The following is a 16,942-nucleotide window of genomic DNA, read 5'->3' as shown; positions in this document are numbered from 1 at the left end:
TAAAATTTTTTGCTTACAGTTAAAGTAGTTTTAAGATATTATTACCGCTATGTTTTGCAAGGGCAAAGCGGTAACTTTAATTCTAATTTTACAAGCCCATGAAACCTATACTAACCTTATTATTAACACTACTTATGTGTAAAATCGGGCTTACACAAACTAATAATAAGCTAAACGCTAAGATTGCCGAATTAAAAGAAGCCGGAATAAATACCACCGTGGTTTACTATAAATATTGCGTTGGCTCAAAGCCACGTATTCAGGATCCGCTTATGCCATGCGAAGTTGAAAAGATACGATACCTGATGTGGCAGCAAAATGGCAAAAGCTGGGTACAACGGTTTGATGAATGCAAAGACCACGAGCGGCAACCCATGAGAACTAAGTTATTGGATTTTACAAAAGCAAGGTTTAAAACAATAATTACCGACTCAATACCGGCACCCGAATTTGAAAAAAACGGTATAAATGAAGAGTTTGAAATTGTAGTAAAAAGCTCGCATTATTGCGATCATGTATTTTTATTTAAAACAGACGATCGAGAATATATGCAAGCTATTTATGAGCCATATATCTATAAGAAGTCGTCACATAACCGGGCTAACACGCATTACAAACACAATATGCGTTCGCCGTTAAAAACTTTGGTAGAGTTGATAAAGAAAGAACCTTACATAAATCAGTTTTAGAAAGCCAGCAAATATCCGCTTGCAGCCGCGATATTCAATTGCAAGCCGTTATGAATGTTATCCGTTTGAAACGCCTTCTCTGAAAGCAGATCAGTAAATTTAACTATATCGTTAATGCCAAGCCTTGCTATAAGATCGTCTGGCAACTTTATCGTAATATCTACTGCATGGCGGTTAAAGTTTACTACCACCAGCACCCGAGCGTTGGCCGTATAGCGCATGTAAATATACAAGCGATTATTAAAGCCTGGCTGATGCTCATTGGCCATCATCAGCTCGTAGAATTCTCCCTCGCGCAGGGCTTCGTTATTGCGTACCGCATTAAGCAATTTGCTGTAAAATTCGCGTAACCTTACCTGGCTTTCGTGCAATTGCGCACCATCGTAAGCCTGGTTGTTTACCCACTTTTGATGCTCGGGCACGGCCCAGTAATCAAATATGGTGGTGCGGCCGTCATCAGCGCTAAAGCCGGATGCACCATGCGCGGGCTCCCCTACCTCCTGTCCGAAGTAGATCATCACCGGCCCGGTTGATAGCGTAGCGCTCACGATCATACCCGGCAGGGCCAGCCAGGCATCACCTGCAAAGGGCGCCGAGGCTACGCGTTCCTCATCATGGTTTTCCATAAAGCGCAGCATACGTTCGTCAAAACCGCGGGTATGGTGGTTCCAAACGGCGTTTATGTCCCACGTGGATGCATTCCACTCGTTACGGGTAAGGCGCTTTACGGCATCGTATAAACCTACCTTATCATACAAATAATCAAACCGGCCATTAAACAAGTAATTGTGATACTCCTGCGCGTTATATGCCTCGCCGATAAAGATCACGTTGGGGTAACACTGTTTCATTTCCGTTATCAGCCAGCCCCAAAACTCAAAGGGCACATACTCCACCATATCGCAACGGAAACCATCGATCCCCTTATCAGCCCAGTACGACAGGATGTGCAGCATTTTATGCCACAGCGGCGGTACGGGGTTAAAATGGGTTTGATATCCGGCAACGTAATCAACCCCGTAATTCAGCTTAATGGTTTCAAACCAGTTGTTGATGGATGGCCAGGCATTAAAAACATTATCGCCGGTGGCTTTGGCCGGGTTTTCATCAAACCGCCCATCTTTTAACGGGCTGGTAAATTGATCGCCACCGGGGTTGTAACCACCCGGTATTACCAACGGCTGACCGGGTATATAATAAAAATCATTAACGGGCGAAAAGGCTACCGTATCATCATCATCCTCGCCAAAATCTCGTACGCCGGCGGGCTTTATATCCGAATAATAGGTACGGGCCACATGGTTAGGCACAAAATCCATAATTACCTTTAAACCGGCCTCGTGGGTGCGATTGATCAATGCCTCAAACTCCTGCACTCGCTTAGGCACATTAATCGCCAGATCAGGATCGATGTCATAATAGTCCTTAATGGCGTACGGCGACCCTGCCCTACCCTTTACCACATCCGGATCATCGGGCGCTATGCCATGGGCGGAGTAATCCGTCATGGTGGCATGTTCAATAACGCCCGTGTACCAAACGTGTGTAAAACCCATATTTTTGATCTCGCTCAGCGCACGCTCATTAATATCATTCAGCTTGCCGCAGCCGTTCTCTTCTATCGAACCATAATATTTGCGGGTAGTATTAGTATTGCCGAATAATCTCGGCAGCAGTTGATATATAGTGAGTTTATGATCGCTCATGGTTTTGACAATGTTGGGTTATGCTTTGCTAAGATAGGTTTTTGAAAGATTCATGCCATTCTCTTTTCCAAGATAAACCTCACCATTCACTGTTAACCACTCACTATTTCCTACCTTAGCTCCCCGTTTTACGCCTTATGAAAAACATACGCCTGCTCATCATATTTCTGCTGGTAGCCCTTGCCGGTTGCAACCCTTTACCCGAGGACACCTACAAGGTGGTCAAGATTAAAGATGGCGACACCATTGAACTATTAAGCCATGACCTGCAAAATATTACCGTGCGTTTGGCGGGCATTGATTGCCCCGAAAAAGCGCAAGCCTTTGGTACAGCGGCACGGCAATATACCGCCCAATTATGCTTTGGGCAGAATGTTACGCTTAATGGCAGCGACAAGGACCACTATGGCCGCGCGGTAGCTTATGTAATTTTGGCCGATGGCCGTAACCTGAATCACGAATTGGTAAAAAACGGCTATGCCTGGGAGTACAAAACCTACTCAAAAGACCCGGAGCTGGCCCAGCTTGAACAATATGCCCGCCAAAACCGTTTAGGCTTATGGCAGGATGCAAACCCGGTTGAGCCCTGGAACTTCCGCCGCAACAAGTCAAAAAACAAGAATAAAAAACCGCGTAAAAAGCGGAGGCATAAACTAGAGGAAACAGTATCTTTAGTTAGCCTTTACAACATACCTGATGAAGTTTTTTAAAGCTTTACTTTCATTCGCTGTTACCGTTGCCCTGCTTTGGGCGGTACAAACCAACTTTGGCAGCATACCGGCAATTGCGCCTTTGCTTAACCCGGTAAGTGGCTTTTGGCAAAATGCCGAGAACCGTACAGAGGTTGGGGATGATGAAATTAGCCTGCCCGGACTTACTGAAGAAGTAACCATCAAATTTGATGAACGCCGCATACCGCACATCTTCGCCAAAAATAACCACGATCTGTACTATGCGCAGGGCTACATCACCGCGCGCGACAGGCTGTGGCAAATGGATATTCAAACCCGCAGCGCGGCAGGCCGTTTGTGTGAAATTGTGGGCGATAAGGCTTTAGAGCGCGACCGTACCGCCCGCCGCATGGGTATGGGCTACGGCGCTGAAAACACACTGAAGTGTATTATGAAGGATAGCGTGATGAGCAAAGTGATCAACGCGTATACCGATGGCATTAACGCCTATATAGCCGGATTGGATGAAAAAGATTACCCGCTTGAGTTTAAGCTAATGGGCTATAAACCTGAACCCTGGAAACCCATTAATTGCGCTTTTTTGTTAAAGCTGATGTCGCAAACGCTGGCGGGTGGGTCTGACCAGTTTGCCATGACCAACACCCTGCAGCTTTTCGGGGCAGATGTAATTAAAGAGTTGTTTCCTGATCGGCCGGTGCGCGATGAGCCGATCATCCCGACAGGTACTAAATGGAATTTTAAGCCGCTAATTTTACCTCAACCCTCAAAAAGCTTTACTGCGCAAATGAACGCTGCCGCGAACCCTCAGCAAAAGGTGGAAGGTATCGGCAGTAATAACTGGGCCATCAGCGGCAGCAAATCAGCCAATGGCTACCCTATTCTGGCTAATGATCCGCATTTAAATCTGACCTTTCCATCCATCTGGTATCAAATACAAATGAGCGCGCCGGGGGTAAATGTTTACGGTGTATCGCTGCCTGGAGCGCCTTGCGTAGTAATCGGCTTTAACAACAAGGTAAGCTGGGGCGTAACCAATGTTGATGCCGCCGTGCTGGATTGGTACCAGATAAAATTCCGCGACACTAAAAAGAACGAATACTGGTACAACAACCGCTGGAATAAGGTAACCAAACGTATTGAGGCGATCGTTATTAAAGGCAAGCCTACCGTTTATGATACCGTACTGTACACGCACCATGGTCCGGTAGTATATGAAACCGCGGCTAAGAAAACTAAAAATGCTCCGGCTTATATTCCAGTGGGTAATGCGCTGAGGTGGATAGCACACGATGAGTCGGACGAGTTCAAGACCTTCTACCTGCTTAACCGCGCTACCAATTATGCCGATTACCGCAAGGCTTTGCAATACTATTCGGCCCCTGCGCAAAACTTTATTTTTGCTGATGTAAATAAGGATATCTCCATCACCCCTAATGGTAAAATTCCGCTTAAATACTTTGAACAGGGCAAATATATTATGGATGGCAGCGACCCGGGGAACGACTGGAAAGGCTTTATACCTTATACCCATAATCCAACGGTAAAAAACCCGCCACGCGGTTTTGTAAGCTCAGCCAACCAGTTCAGTACCGATAAAACTTATCCGTACTACGTCAACTGGCAGTTTGCCGGCTATGAGCGTGGTAAACGCATTAACGACCGCCTGGCTGCCATGCAGCGTGCAACTGTTGACAGCCTGCGTATTTTACAGTTGGATGAGTACAGCATCGTAGCGCAGGATGTACTACCTACCATGCTCGCCTACCTTGATACTACCAAGCTTGATGAATCGCAATTACATGCCTATCAAATTGTAAAAAGCTGGGATAAGCATTATGCCGTAAACTCGGCGGGGCCAAGTATTTTTGATGGCTGGTGGCGCAAGTTTTACAGCATGACCTGGAACGACCGGTTTAACAGCAGCAAAATACCGCTGCGTTTTCCTAACCGGGATGTTACCGAGCAATTGCTCATCAAACAGCCTAAATCAAAATGGTTTGATAACCAGCACACCCCGATTGTTGAAACCGCTGCCGAAGTGGTAAACCGTGCTTTTATTGAAACGGTTGATAATTTGGTGCGCGACCATGGCAAATCAGCCAAAAACTGGACGTGGGCCAAATTAAAACCCTTTGAAGTGTCGCACCTTGCCGGGTTGGATGGTTTTGGCTCGGGCAACTTTGCCACGCCAGGCACCGGGTTAACGGTTAACGCCCTGGTTGACGGGCATGGGCCATCATGGCGCATGGTGGTGCAGTTAGGGCCGCAGGTAAAGGGCTATGGCATCATTCCGGGCGGGCAATCAGGCAATCCCGGTAGTTTTTATTATGATGATATGCTGGCCACCTGGCAGGCCGGTAAGCTGGATGAGCTGCTTTTCCTAACCGCACCGCGCGAACCATCTAAACGCATCAAAGCGGAATTAAAGCTTACTGTAGATTAATTAAACCCTCGGCAGCATAATCACTCTATAAGTAAAACCCCGGCGTGTTATTTATGTTAGGGTATTACGATAACAAACACATGAAAAAATACTTTATACTCGCATTGCTGGTAGCTGTACAAGCTTATGGCGCCTTTGCCCAAAAGGATGGCGATGCCAAAACCATTTTGAACGGGCTGAGCAAAAAATACCGCTCATATAGCTCCATAAAAACTGATTTTGTATTGACCGTTGATAACAAACAGGCAGGCGTACAAAATACGCAAACCGGTACGCTGATTTCAAAAATACAGGGCAACAAATTCAGGGTGAGCCTGTACCAGCCGGCCGGCAAAAAACAGGTTATTGATCAGGAGATCATCAGCGATGGTAAAACCCAGTGGACTTACATGGTTGACGAAAAAGAGGTACAGGTGAATGATGCCGGCCAGGGCGACGATGCCTTTAACCCGGCGCAAATATTTACCATCTACGAAAAAGGTTATAAATACGTTTATAACGGCCTGCAAAAACAAAACGGCAAAACTTACCAGGTGATTGACCTGACCCCGGAAGCCGAGAAAGCCCAGTTTTTTAAGATCAGGCTGATGATTGATAAGGTCAAAAAACAGATCTACAACGTGTTGGTGTTTGATCGTAATGGCTCACGCTACAATTACACGCTTAAAACCACTACGCCTAACACTCCGGTGGCCGATGCTTACTTTAGCTTTGATGCCAAAAAGCACCCAGGCGTTGAGGTGGTTGACCTTCGGTAAAAGCAAGCTATGAAAACTTTAAATGCATTATAATCAATAAATTATAATGCATTTTTTATATTTGCAGGGCTTAAATCTTATGAATCCCCCTATTTCATATAAGCATAATGCTCTTTTGTTGACAATTGTCGAATTATGAATTAACAACATCTAATTTACCATGAAAAAACCATTACTACTTTGTAGTGTACTGGCTTTACTCCTCTTTGCCTGTAAAAAAGGCAGTAAGGATACGCCTACTCCAACCGACGAGAAAAAGTATGCTGTAACATTTTCCGTATCCGGCTTTGAACAGCATTATGAGCCGCTTGACAAGAAAAAACCAATACGCATACTTGGAATTAATGATGTAGACACATCACAAGCTGAGCGCATGGTTTATTGGTTATATAAAGCATCAGACAAGCGTGACTATCTTTCGCACCGCAGCACCCGGAAATCAGATGGTAATTTTGGTGTATATCGCGAATACCTGGCTCCCGGCAATTATTTGGCTTATTTTGTAGCGGGCGGAAACATGCTTGCTGCTACAGAAAATAAAAGCAGAATCGGCTACTCGGATGACAATTTGCTACTAAACACATTTAGAGCAGTAGTACCTATAACAGTAACCAACACTCCTATTGAAACCCACGCCGAACTAACAAGGATAACCAGCGAATTAATTGTAAATATTGAAGATGCCATTCCGGCTGATGTAACTAAAATTCAGCTTACGTATGCGCGGTTTACTTCATTTAATATCACTTCATCGCCAGTGCCTGTAGTTAATTACAGTAATCCAACAAAAAAGGTTACAGAAATAGATTATACCACCGGCCATTACCAACAAACAAAAAACGTTACTGCTGCAGATGTGGGCACAACTAATCTACAATTCAAATCAGTAACACTTGGTACGGAAAATCCTTATATTCTTACCTTGAAATATTATAAAAGCGATCCAAATACCCCGTTTGACACGAAAGTGATACCAAATGTTATTTGTAAAGCTAATTACCGCACGCTGGTATCAGGTAAGTTGTTCACGCCAAAAAATACTGGCTTTACAATAACCGTTGATGATGAATGGGATGAACCTGTAAACGGCGGATTTTAAATTAAACCTATCAAAAATGAAACATACAATACTTGCAATTTTAGCGGCAATGCTGCTTTTCTCGTGCAAAAAGGATAAACCCGCTAAACCTGATAACAGCGGCAAGTTATATACAGTAAACTTTAAAGTAAACAGCTTTTCGCAAGTGCTTGAACCGATTGGCAAATCATCAGCTGATAAAAAGCTGTTAGCTGATGGCGACTCGCTTGCGCAAAAAATCGGCTCGATACTTTACAGGCTTTATACTACTAACGGCACATTAATTAAACAAAAAACATCAATAAGCAGCGCAAAGGAATTCGGCACCCTGCTTGATAGTTTAGCTGCCGGCAACTACACAGCCGTAATTATGGGTTTTAAAGGCGCATACACCATTCAGGAGCCTAACACGGTTTTACCTGACGTTAACACATCGCTCTTTTACAAAAAAATAAATTTTACGGTTTCGAATCAGAATTTAAATCAGCAGGTAGCGCTTGAACGCATGAATGCTGGTTTACAGATAATACTAACCGATGAAGGGCCGATAAGCTCGTCTGTACTTCAATACAGGGCAACTGTTAATGACTACCAGGCCTTTTCAATATTCAATTACACGCCTGTTACAGTACCCAATGAAACACGCATTATTACTTTAAAAAAAGACAAAGGCAACTTTAACGGCGGCACATTTGATCTGGGCACGTCGGTATCCATTTTAAATACCACAGGCCCGGTTACGGTTACGATATGGGCAGCATCAAACCTTGGTGGCAATGTAATATATGCTCAAAAAACATTAAATAACGTTATGTTTTATCGTAATAAGAAAACCATTTTGACCGGCAAGTTATTTAGTAACGACCCTGGGGCTACCGGCGGAACCGGCTTCACAACTTCTTTAAAAACCGAGTTTGAGCCTGATACACTTAAAACAAATTACTAATCAATACATAGTGTTTTTTTTAAAGCGGTGCCAATAAGCACCGCTTTTTTTATGCGCGTTAAACCTTTTATGTGTAGCTTTATCAAACCTGTATAAACCAACCAATCTTATATCATGAAAAACCTTTTCCTTTTTGCTGTTCTGGTGTGCTTAATAGCAAACACAGCCTTTGCTCAAAAAAACACCACTCCAGCCAATTACAATTTCCATGACCTGTCGGCCATGAAAATGCTGCCTAAGCAAAGCCGCGATAGTTTGATCCGCGCGATGCGAAAATCAAACAAGGAGCTGGCCAAACTAAAAACCGTGGATGTAAATGGCAAACTATCCGGAGGAAAGATAGCTAAGCTGACCAAGGATTATTATGGGCAGATTTCGGCCATGATGATACAAGTTTTGGAAAACCCTGATGATGCCACAACCCGAATTAACGAGCGCAAATTTGAACGCCTGCAATCGAAATTCGAATTTGAAATGGAGTTGTACACCGAGGAGCAAAATTACCTGCAAGAGCGTAAACAGATCATAGACGACTTTAATAACGAGGAATTTGAGGATGCCGAAGACCGCCGCGATGCCCGTAACGATATGAAGGAAGAACTTAAAGACCTGGAAGAAGATTATAAAGACACCATTAAGGATTTAAAAGACGAGCGCAAAGACCGCCTTGAGGAAGAAGCCGAACGGGATAGCGAAGATGTTTAAACTAAGTGCCAGCCTGTTGCATTGCCGCTAATACACGGTTAAGGCGATCATCAACCGTGGTATCGCCTGTGATGCGCAAAACGGGGCATCTAAGTGTTTGCAGCCAGTTCAGCTGGTTTTGCAGGGTACGGCTGCTGGGCGCGGTGTTATCATCATAACCGGCAGCCCAATTCATAAAATCAACAAACTGTCGGTTGCGTGATGCATCGGTATAAATAATATCGCCATAGCGCTCGTGCTCGCGTTTTTTAAGGCGCGCCATGCGTAATTGCGGTGACAATTGCAAAAACACCACCATATCAAAATTCACATGTTCCGGCATACCCCAGCTCATCACCGGGCCGCCCAATATCCAGTTGCCATGGCTGCGCAGGTCCTGCAAAAGCATCCGGTTACGATTATCGGCATGGCGCCTGACGGTAAATGGTGATATATGGCCGGCGTTATCCCAATAGTAATCGTCGCTGTCTATATAGGTATATCCGGTTGCATTTGCCAGGGCATGCCCAAGCGTAGTAACACCGGCCCCGGAAGCCCCTATGATATTGATACGCATATTGATTTGATTAACTAACGGCTGCAAAATTGCAGTTTTATCATGCAAACGAAAACTTTTTCGCAAACATATGGTGCTTAACCATTCTTTATTACTTTTGACAGTATACGATAATTTGCCATGCTAACGCTAACCACCCATACGCTCGAAAAACTGGAGCTGCTGCTTAAAAGCGGCGGCTACAAAGTGCGTTATGAAAAGGGCAACTTTAAAACCGGCGCCTGTTTACTGCAAAGCAGTAAGATGATCGTGGTAAACAAATTCTCGAACCTGGAAAGCCGTATACAATCGTTAGTTGAATTGCTGCGTGAGTTAGAGATTGATCATAAACGACTGGACGATAAGCAAATTGCTTTTTTACACCAGCTTAAACAAACCAACCTGCAACTGTGACCATAACTTTTTTAGGAACCGGAACTTCGCAGGGTGTACCTGTTATTGCCTGCCATTGCGAGGTATGCAAATCGCATGATCCGCACGATAAGCGTCTGCGCAGCTCGATACTGATTGAAACCGAGGGCAAGAACATCGTGATCGATTCGGGGCCTGACTTTCGTTACCAAATGCTGCGGGCAGATGTACAACATTTGGATGCAATAATTTTTACGCACGAGCACAAGGACCACGTGGCAGGGATGGACGATGTGCGCGCTTTTAATTACCTGCAGCAAACCCCAACGGATGTGTATGCTATAGAAAGGGTGCAGCAGGCCCTAAAGCGCGAATTCATCTATATATTTGATAATGCCGGCTACCCCGGCATCCCGCAAATCAACCTGCATACTATCCGTAGGGAAGATATTTTCCATATCGGCAGCCTGGCCGTTACTCCTATTGAGGTACTGCATTACAAGCTGCCCGTGCTGGGTTTCCGCATTGGCGATTTCACTTATATTACCGATGCCAAAACCATTGCCCCCGAGGAAGTGGAGAAAATAAGAGGCACTAAAACTTTGGTGATAAACGCCCTGCAAAAGCAAACGCATATATCACACTTTACCTTTGATGAAGCCATAGCCTTTGCCCAAAGCATCGGCGCGGAGAAAACCTATTTCACCCACATCAGCCACCGCCTGGGCAAACACCACGTTATCTCGCAGGAGTTACCCGATGGTATTGAGCTGGCTTATGATTCATTACAGCTGCATTTGTAAAATCAGCAAGCCGTTATGGCGTAAACACGATCTGCTTCACTAAGTAAGCTTTACCGAAATTTGAAGGATCATGCGTAACCGTTGCCTTTATTGCTTTCCATCTAGGTAATTGCCCGTTATTTTGCACTTCCTCTACGTTTGCCCATATCTCCTCAAGTTCAGCTTTCACAGTATTGTCGGCATAAGTAAACTGTAACTTATCAGGCACAAAGTAATAGTTACTGCCTGTTTTATTTAGCCTGATCACCGGTCCGCCAGGAACATACGACACGATCATCGGCACGGTAAAGGCTTCATCACCCTTGTACTGCTCCTTGCTTTCTACCTTAACAAAATCATACCAGTAGGATGGGCCGTCAGCAGGTGGATTTTCCTCGTAATGGAACTTGGCTTTAACCTTATAATTGTATCCCGGTTCGCGATCGTTAAATCCGGACAAATAGGCTTCAGCAGATTTCCTGTTGTTGGCCAGCAATAAAACATCCTGATCAGCACCATAACGGTGATCAACCAGCAGGTCAACTTCCTGTCCGTTCTTTAACTTCAGCGGGCCATAGGTAGCTTCCTTTTTGCATGAAAACAGGGTTGCAGCTATAAAGATTAGCAAAAGCTTTCTCATAAAGGATATTGGTATTGGTTATATACACTACGGCTTAAAAATGCAAAACGCTACAACCACGCGTACAAGAAGCGTTAAAAGCAGCAAAGCCGGCTTTTGGCCGGCTTTGTATTATAAAAGGATATGGCGATTATAATTTGCCTAACTCTTGTACAAGGTCGATCAACTTATTTGAGTAACCCCACTCGTTATCGTACCAAGAAACTACTTTAACAAAGTTGTCGCTCAGAGCGATACCGGCTTTAGCATCAAATATTGAAGTACGTGCATCACCTTTAAAATCTTCTGATACAACTTCATCTTCAGTATAACCAAGGATGCCTTTCAGGTCACCTTCTGAAGCTTCTTTCATAGCAGCCTTGATAGCCTCGTATGAAGTAGCTGTTTTAAGGCGAACGGTTAAGTCAACTACCGATACGTCAGCAACCGGAACACGGAATGACATACCAGTTAACTTACCTTTCAACTCAGGTAATACTAAGCCTACAGCTTTAGCAGCACCTGTTGATGAAGGGATGATGTTCTGGTAAGCACCACGGCCACCTCTCCAGTCTTTAGCAGACGGACCATCAACAGTTTTTTGCGTAGCAGTTACTGCGTGGATAGTGCTCATTAAACCTTCTTCGATACCAAATTTATCGTTTAGTACTTTAGCAATTGGTGCTAAACAGTTGGTAGTACATGATGCGTTTGATACGATGTGCTGATCGGCTTTTAATTGTTTATGGTTTACACCCATTACAAAAGTTGGGGTATCATCCTTAGCCGGCGCGCTCATTACTACTTTTTTAGCACCTGCGTCAATGTGTTTTTGAGCTGTCTCCTGGGTTAAGAATAAACCGGTTGACTCGATGATAACTTCTGCACCAACATCACCCCATTTAAGGTTAGCCGGATCTTTCTCAGCAGTTACACGTATGGTTTTGCCGTTAACAACAAGGTTACCGCCCTCAACAGCAATAGTACCGTTGAATTTACCGTGAGTTGAATCGTATTTAAGCATGTAAGCCATGTAATCAGGCTCAACAAGGTCATTGATACCTACAACTTCGATGTCCGGGCGTTCAACAGCAGCTCTGAAAGCAAGGCGACCAATACGGCCGAAACCATTAATTCCTATTTTCATATTGTTTAATTTTTGTTTGCGTAATACGTTAATAAATTATTTATAGGTGACCTGACAATGCTGCTTACGCTAATACCGGCATTGGCAGTTATAGGTTGCAAAATATCCTGAAAATGCATGGCTACCGAGCCCGAAAAATGAACCGGGGCATCAGGGTATTGTTTATGTAGCGGTATCAGGTAAGTATTCACTAATTTTTCAAAACCTGTTGTAAGCAGTTTATTTATGTACTGATCATCCTTATTATCAATAAAGAAGTCATTAAACGAGCTCAAAAACAGTGCCGTTTGCTTTTGGCGGTACACTTTGTCCAAAATGGCATTTCGGTCGTAATTGTACTTCTTTGCAAACCTGTTACACAAATTATCAGGCAGGGCCTTACTTATAAATGCTTTTAGCAGCTGCCTGCCCAGCCAGTTGGCTGATCCTTCATCGGCAAGTACATAACCAAGGCCAAAATTGTTGCTTTTTACCTTACGGCCGTCATACCAGGCCGCATTGGTGCCACTACCGCAAATACAAACTATGCCCTGCTCATTTTTGCAACCGGCAAGTGCAACTGCATCAATGTCATGCGCTACTGTTATTTTGGCAAATTTAAAAAAAGCAGTGAAAGCATTACGAATTATTTCTTTCATCTCCGGCGACGAAAGCCCCGGCCCGAAAAAATATATCTTCCTGATCTCCTCAGCGTGATGAATGAGATTTATATTCTTATTGAATACGTGGATGATGTGTTTCTCATCATTAAGATAGGGGTTTATACCGGTTGTTTTAAATGATGCCACAGTACGCCCCTTATCGGCAAGGCGCCAGTGTGCATAATGCGATCCGCTATAAACAACTGCTATCATTAATTATATCGAGAGTATTTCCATCATCTGCATCAAATCCTCTTCCAGTTTAAACTCGTGCTGGTTAAGCGCTTCCTCAAGCGAGGTTAAAACGATGTTGTTTGCCTGCAAGCCCACCATTTGTTGGGTTTTACCGGCTATCATGGCGTTTACCGCGGCAAAACCTAAACGGCTACCCAAAATACGATCAAAACTGCTGGGGCTGCCACCGCGCTGTAGGTGGCCTAATATGGTTACTTTTATATCGTAGTTCTTAACCTCTTTTTCAACGGCCTTGGCAATATCATATACGCCACCGTGCTTATCGCCCTCGGCAACAATTACAATGCTTGATGATTTTTTATTGTAATGGCCTGCTTTTAAACTCACGATTAACTCTTCGATAGCGGTTTCCTTTTCAGGCAATAAAATAGCCTCAGCACCGCATGAAATACCGGCACGCAGGGCAATAGCGCCTGAATCGCGACCCATCACCTCGATAAAGAAAAGGCGGTCGTGCGCGTCGGCCGTATCACGAATTTTGTCGATAGCCTCAATAACGGTATTGGTGGCCGTATCAAAACCCAAGGTGTAGGTTGAGCCGTACAAGTCGTTATCAATAGTACCCGGTACACCGATTACCGCAATATCAGGGAATTTTTTTGAGAAGCGCAGGGCACCGGTAAAAGTACCGTCGCCGCCGATAACCACTAACCCGTCAATCCCGCGGGCTTTTAAATTCTTATAGGCCAGCTCCATACCTTCTTCGGTACGGAACGGAAGGCAACGCGCGGTTTTTAAGATGGTACCACCCAGGTTAAGTATGTTACTAACCGAGCGGTTGTTCATGTCATACATGTTATTGTCAATAAGGCCCTGGTAACCCTGCCTTACGCCAACTACCTGTAATCCATTATATAACGCGGTTCTGACAACGGCCCTTATACAAGGGTTCATGCCCGGGGCGTCGCCGCCGGATGTCAGAACTGCTATCTTTGAAAGTTTTTGCATTGCGTTTATTTGGTATTCGAAATTACGGTACGAAGATAGTGTGTGCACTTTACACCATTAAATTTATTTTTATTTTTTTGTTTATTATTAACGCATATCTTTATCCTATTGTTATAAACTTATATTTTGGAAACAGTACTACCTAAATTCGACTCCGTATTCTCTATCGACTGTGTGATTTTTGGTTTCGAGGCCGGCGAGTTGAAGATATTACTTATTGAGCGAAATGAGGAGCCTTTTAAAGACTGGTACGCCCTGCCGGGTAACTTCGTCGGGCAAAACGAAAGCATTGATGATGGCGCCAAGCGTATTTTGTATGAGCTTACCGGCCTGCGCAACATGCCTATTAAACAGCTGCATACCTTTGGCGAGGTTAACCGCCACCCGCAGGGGCGAGTAATTACTGTTGCCTATTTTGCCCTGATACGTATAAGCGGCCAAAAGGACCTTACTCCTATTACTCAATACGCGCGTAAAGCGTTCTGGATACCGGTTAACGAAATGCCCAAACTGGCATTTGACCACACCGAGATTTTCAGGAGCGCATTCAGCAAAATAAGGAAGCGGTTAAACTATCAGCCTATTGCGTTTGACCTGCTGCCCGAAAAATTCACTTTAACACAACTACAGTCACTTTACGAGATCATACTGAATAAAAAACTGGATAAGCGTAACTTCCGCAAAAAAATGCTGAGTTACGGCTTTTTAAAGGAACTGAGCGAGAAGCAAAAAGGCGTGTCATACCGTGCCGCCAAACTGTATAAGTTCGATCGCCGTAAATACAACAAGATATTCCAGAACGATTTGAATATGGATGCGCTACCTGCAGCCGCCGCATCCGAAGAAAAATAAATATTCGTCACAATAAAAAAAATCCCGCTCCATAACTGAAGCGGGATTTTTTTATGCGTTATTGAACCTGTTATAATTGGCTTGGAGCCAGTTCAAGGTGATATTTTACCAGGTCATCTATAGGTGAACGAATGATCTTACCTACCGTCATGCCGTTTTCGGCAACTACTTCTTCTAACACGTTACGGAAGTTATAACCTACCGAACCAATGCAGTTAAATGTATATTTTTGATAGTCAGGATATTGTGTTACCACGTTTTTAAAGAAATCAACAAATGATGAACGTACCAGGTTACGCGAGTACTCAATGTGCACGTTATTATCATACACAAATTTGCTGAAGCTCGCGCAAAAACGGTTAGCCAATGGCTTGGTGTATACCTGCTCATTCACGTCATCAGGTGTAAGCTTAAAGGTTTCCCAAAAAAGCTTGCGTACAGCCTCTGGCATATAACCACGCAGGTAATCAACCAGCAGCTTTTTACCAATGTGGCAGCCGCTGCCCTCGTCACCCAAAATGTAAGCGCCTGAATCAATATTCTGGATGATGTTCTTGCCGTCGTAAGTACAGGTATTCATACCCGTGCCTAATATAGCAGCAAAACCTTCGGTATGGCCAAGCAACGCACGTGCGGCAGCCAGCAGATCGTGACCGATGTTTACTTTGGCTGAGGTAAATACAACCTGCATCGACTCTTTTATCTGGTTACGTTTCTCCTCGGTTGAACAACCCGCACCGTAGTAGTTTACCTCTGTAATCTTGTCGATCTCCAGGTCGGTAGGCAGATTCTCACGTAATGAGTTAATCACGTATTCCTTGCTTACGAAGTAAGGGTTATAACCTTCTGTATTAAAATATACTTTTTTGCCTTCTTCATTTACCAGGCACCAGTTAGTTTTAGTTGAGCCGCCATCGGCAATAATGATCATAAGTGTTTTTTATTGATTAGAAATTGCGGTAAATGTATAATTAACTTATTGTAAAACGAACACTTTGAACGCCAAAAAAGCTTTTTTTTAAATTTAAAAGCAAAATCCGGCCTAAATAAGCACTCGCACTAAAACGTTTTATATAAATATACCTTACTTAAAACATCAAATATAACGTTTATATAACCAACTCGCAATATAAGCGGCGAGCCTGCGCTGAAGCATACTGACGCCACTTGATAAAAAGGTTAAAATTCGCTATTTTTAAACCTATTGAACAACTGATTGTTTAATAAATAAACCATTAAAAGCCATGAAAAAGTTACTGCTTATGCTACTGTTTACCAGCGCAGTAGCCTTTACCACATACGCACAAAAACTACCTGCTTTAGACAGGTACGACCTGGAGACCGAAGAAGGCGCAATAGATGCCGACTCAATAGCGCTGCCGGTGGCGGATTACCTGTTCAAGGTACCAGCCATAAAGGACGACCCGACCCGCTTGCGTGCAATGAACTTTTTAAACAAATGGATGGAAGAAACACCGAGTTTTGAGTTTATTTTGGACGAAGATATAATGGCAAATTTTGAGGACGATAAGGATTTAACCGACCTGTATATGGCCGCGCTTACTAAATACCAACTTCAAAATCCGGACATTGAGGATGACCGTAAGATATCAATAGGCGCACTAAAAATATTGCTCGACTATGCCGATAACGACGATAATTATGTATTGCTGCGCGACGATATGAACCGGCTGATGGCTGCCTACAAAGAAGGCCGGCTGGAACAGGCTTTGTAAACAAAACGCATTTAAATTATGATCGCTATTTTATGATA

General features: G+C 43.9%; 18 protein-coding genes. 11 read left to right on the top strand and 7 right to left on the bottom strand.

Annotation, left to right across the window (positions count from 1 at the left end):
• Window positions 1–98 precede the first annotated feature (98 nt).
• Complete coding sequence (locus tag ABD960_RS04040) at window positions 99–689, top strand: hypothetical protein (RefSeq protein WP_345329613.1); 591 nt, start codon at window positions 99–101, stop codon at window positions 687–689.
• Here ABD960_RS04040 and ABD960_RS04035 read toward each other — a convergent pair.
• Entirely contained in the window at window positions 686–2,395 is a 1,710-nt protein-coding gene (locus tag ABD960_RS04035) for an alpha-amylase family protein (RefSeq protein ID WP_345329612.1), read from the bottom strand. The two genes, ABD960_RS04040 and ABD960_RS04035, sit on opposite strands and share 4 nt — an antisense overlap.
• 137 nt (window positions 2,396–2,532) lie before the next feature.
• Here ABD960_RS04035 and ABD960_RS04030 point away from each other — a divergent pair, with 137 nt between their 5' ends.
• The 6 genes from ABD960_RS04030 (at window position 2,533) to ABD960_RS04005 (ending at window position 9,017) form a co-directional block, all read left to right on the top strand.
• On the top strand, window positions 2,533–3,105 hold the full coding sequence (locus ABD960_RS04030; RefSeq protein WP_345329610.1) for a thermonuclease family protein: 573 nt from the start codon (window positions 2,533–2,535) through the stop codon (window positions 3,103–3,105).
• Window positions 3,092–5,530 (top strand): penicillin acylase family protein, encoded by a 2,439-nt coding sequence (locus ABD960_RS04025; RefSeq protein WP_345329609.1) that lies wholly within the window; start codon window positions 3,092–3,094, stop codon window positions 5,528–5,530. The genes ABD960_RS04030 and ABD960_RS04025 overlap by 14 nt, the downstream gene beginning before the upstream one ends.
• A gap of 80 nt (window positions 5,531–5,610) precedes the next feature.
• Entirely contained in the window at window positions 5,611–6,288 is a 678-nt protein-coding gene (lolA1, locus tag ABD960_RS04020) for an outer membrane lipoprotein periplasmic chaperone LolA1 (RefSeq protein ID WP_345329608.1), read from the top strand.
• Window positions 6,289–6,448: 160 nt separating this feature from the next.
• A complete protein-coding gene (locus tag ABD960_RS04015; protein ID WP_345329607.1) occupies window positions 6,449–7,387 on the top strand; it encodes a hypothetical protein in 939 nt (312 codons plus the stop codon).
• Between the two features lie 16 nt (window positions 7,388–7,403).
• Window positions 7,404–8,312: a hypothetical protein gene (locus tag ABD960_RS04010; protein WP_345329606.1), complete on the top strand. Its 909-nt coding sequence runs from the start codon at window positions 7,404–7,406 to the stop codon at window positions 8,310–8,312.
• A 114-nt stretch (window positions 8,313–8,426) separates the two neighbouring features.
• Complete coding sequence (locus ABD960_RS04005; RefSeq protein ID WP_345329605.1) at window positions 8,427–9,017, top strand: hypothetical protein; 591 nt, start codon at window positions 8,427–8,429, stop codon at window positions 9,015–9,017.
• Between the two features lies 1 nt (window position 9,018).
• Here ABD960_RS04005 and ABD960_RS04000 read toward each other — a convergent pair whose 3' ends face one another.
• A complete protein-coding gene (locus ABD960_RS04000; RefSeq protein ID WP_345329604.1) occupies window positions 9,019–9,573 on the bottom strand; it encodes an AAA family ATPase in 555 nt (184 codons plus the stop codon).
• Between the two features lie 120 nt (window positions 9,574–9,693).
• On the opposite strand from ABD960_RS04000, the gene ABD960_RS03995 reads away from it, so the two are divergent.
• The gene (locus ABD960_RS03995; protein ID WP_345329603.1) at window positions 9,694–9,966 is read left to right on the top strand and encodes a hypothetical protein; all 273 of its coding nucleotides are present in this window, start codon (window positions 9,694–9,696) and stop codon (window positions 9,964–9,966) included.
• Complete coding sequence (locus ABD960_RS03990; protein ID WP_345329602.1) at window positions 9,963–10,727, top strand: MBL fold metallo-hydrolase; 765 nt, start codon at window positions 9,963–9,965, stop codon at window positions 10,725–10,727. Before ABD960_RS03995 ends, ABD960_RS03990 begins: the two co-directional genes overlap by 4 nt.
• 13 nt (window positions 10,728–10,740) lie before the next feature.
• On the opposite strand, the gene ABD960_RS03985 is transcribed toward ABD960_RS03990, so the two are convergent.
• The 4 genes from ABD960_RS03985 to pfkA form a co-directional block, all read right to left on the bottom strand.
• Window positions 10,741–11,346, bottom strand: a complete 606-nt coding sequence (locus tag ABD960_RS03985; RefSeq protein ID WP_345329601.1) for a hypothetical protein — start codon at window positions 11,344–11,346, stop codon at window positions 10,741–10,743.
• A 130-nt stretch (window positions 11,347–11,476) separates the two neighbouring features.
• Window positions 11,477–12,472 carry a type I glyceraldehyde-3-phosphate dehydrogenase gene (gene gap, locus ABD960_RS03980; protein WP_345329600.1) on the bottom strand — a complete coding sequence of 332 codons (996 nt, stop codon included), beginning with the start codon at window positions 12,470–12,472 and terminating at the stop codon, window positions 11,477–11,479.
• 5 nt (window positions 12,473–12,477) lie between these two features.
• Window positions 12,478–13,326 carry a hypothetical protein gene (locus ABD960_RS03975; protein WP_345329599.1) on the bottom strand — a complete coding sequence of 283 codons (849 nt, stop codon included), beginning with the start codon at window positions 13,324–13,326 and terminating at the stop codon, window positions 12,478–12,480.
• A 3-nt stretch (window positions 13,327–13,329) separates the two neighbouring features.
• Window positions 13,330–14,316, bottom strand: coding sequence for a 6-phosphofructokinase (gene pfkA, locus ABD960_RS03970; RefSeq protein WP_345329598.1), 987 nt, complete (start codon window positions 14,314–14,316; stop codon window positions 13,330–13,332).
• A 126-nt stretch (window positions 14,317–14,442) separates the two neighbouring features.
• Here pfkA and ABD960_RS03965 point away from each other — a divergent pair, with 126 nt between their 5' ends.
• Window positions 14,443–15,168 (top strand): NUDIX hydrolase, encoded by a 726-nt coding sequence (locus ABD960_RS03965; protein ID WP_345329597.1) that lies wholly within the window; start codon window positions 14,443–14,445, stop codon window positions 15,166–15,168.
• Window positions 15,169–15,238: 70 nt separating this feature from the next.
• Here the strand turns inward: ABD960_RS03965 and ABD960_RS03960 are convergent, their stop codons facing one another.
• Window positions 15,239–16,099 (bottom strand): N-acetylglucosamine kinase, encoded by an 861-nt coding sequence (locus ABD960_RS03960; RefSeq protein ID WP_232176676.1) that lies wholly within the window; start codon window positions 16,097–16,099, stop codon window positions 15,239–15,241.
• Window positions 16,100–16,412: 313 nt separating this feature from the next.
• On the opposite strand from ABD960_RS03960, the gene ABD960_RS03955 reads away from it, so the two are divergent.
• Window positions 16,413–16,904: a hypothetical protein gene (locus ABD960_RS03955; RefSeq protein ID WP_345329596.1), complete on the top strand. Its 492-nt coding sequence runs from the start codon at window positions 16,413–16,415 to the stop codon at window positions 16,902–16,904.
• The last annotated feature ends 38 nt before the right edge of the window (window positions 16,905–16,942 follow it).

Origin of the sequence: Mucilaginibacter defluvii, from assembly GCF_039543225.1 — a bacterium.
GTDB lineage: Bacteria > Bacteroidota > Bacteroidia > Sphingobacteriales > Sphingobacteriaceae > Mucilaginibacter > Mucilaginibacter defluvii.
The sequence above is the reverse complement of the archived record's forward strand: the minus strand, read 5'-3'. Positions and strand labels throughout refer to the sequence as shown.

Coding starts and splice junctions, on each gene's coding strand:
- ABD960_RS04000 (WP_345329604.1), bottom strand. CDS start 9,573: ATGCGTATCAATATCATAGGGGCTTCCGGGGCCGGTGTTACTACGCTT.
- ABD960_RS04015 (WP_345329607.1), top strand. CDS start 6,449: ATGAAAAAACCATTACTACTTTGTAGTGTACTGGCTTTACTCCTCTTT.
- ABD960_RS04030 (WP_345329610.1), top strand. CDS start 2,533: ATGAAAAACATACGCCTGCTCATCATATTTCTGCTGGTAGCCCTTGCC.
- ABD960_RS04040 (WP_345329613.1), top strand. CDS start 99: ATGAAACCTATACTAACCTTATTATTAACACTACTTATGTGTAAAATC.
- ABD960_RS03975 (WP_345329599.1), bottom strand. CDS start 13,326: ATGATAGCAGTTGTTTATAGCGGATCGCATTATGCACACTGGCGCCTT.
- gap (WP_345329600.1), bottom strand. CDS start 12,472: ATGAAAATAGGAATTAATGGTTTCGGCCGTATTGGTCGCCTTGCTTTC.
- ABD960_RS04010 (WP_345329606.1), top strand. CDS start 7,404: ATGAAACATACAATACTTGCAATTTTAGCGGCAATGCTGCTTTTCTCG.
- ABD960_RS04005 (WP_345329605.1), top strand. CDS start 8,427: ATGAAAAACCTTTTCCTTTTTGCTGTTCTGGTGTGCTTAATAGCAAAC.
- lolA1 (WP_345329608.1), top strand. CDS start 5,611: ATGAAAAAATACTTTATACTCGCATTGCTGGTAGCTGTACAAGCTTAT.
- ABD960_RS03995 (WP_345329603.1), top strand. CDS start 9,694: ATGCTAACGCTAACCACCCATACGCTCGAAAAACTGGAGCTGCTGCTT.
- ABD960_RS03955 (WP_345329596.1), top strand. CDS start 16,413: ATGAAAAAGTTACTGCTTATGCTACTGTTTACCAGCGCAGTAGCCTTT.
- ABD960_RS04025 (WP_345329609.1), top strand. CDS start 3,092: ATGAAGTTTTTTAAAGCTTTACTTTCATTCGCTGTTACCGTTGCCCTG.
- ABD960_RS03960 (WP_232176676.1), bottom strand. CDS start 16,099: ATGATCATTATTGCCGATGGCGGCTCAACTAAAACTAACTGGTGCCTG.
- pfkA (WP_345329598.1), bottom strand. CDS start 14,316: ATGCAAAAACTTTCAAAGATAGCAGTTCTGACATCCGGCGGCGACGCC.
- ABD960_RS04035 (WP_345329612.1), bottom strand. CDS start 2,395: ATGAGCGATCATAAACTCACTATATATCAACTGCTGCCGAGATTATTC.
- ABD960_RS03985 (WP_345329601.1), bottom strand. CDS start 11,346: ATGAGAAAGCTTTTGCTAATCTTTATAGCTGCAACCCTGTTTTCATGC.